Raw genomic sequence first — 203 nt, 5'->3', positions numbered from 1 at the left:
GGCCCGATGTCGCCTTGAGATCCCGTGTTGCCTTGAGGTCCCGTGCTACCTTGAGGTCCTGTAATCCCTTGAGGTCCCGTGCTACCTTGGGGCCCGATGTCGCCTTGAGGTCCTGTAGTGCCCGGCGCCCCGGCGCCTTGAGGCCCTGTATCCCCTTGAGGTCCCGTGTTGCCTTGAGGCCCGATGTCGCCTTGAGGTCCTGT

Annotated in this window: 1 pseudogene; it reads right to left on the bottom strand. The window is 64.0% G+C overall.

The window, feature by feature from the left end:
* A pseudogene (locus BT147_RS03250) lies at positions 1–203 on the bottom strand (collagen-like protein); the annotation flags it as partial.

The sequence above is a fragment of the Thermoactinomyces sp. DSM 45891 genome (assembly GCF_900119485.1).
GTDB lineage: Bacteria > Bacillota > Bacilli > Thermoactinomycetales > Thermoactinomycetaceae > Baia.
The sequence above is the reverse complement of the archived record's forward strand: the minus strand, read 5'-3'. Positions and strand labels throughout refer to the sequence as shown.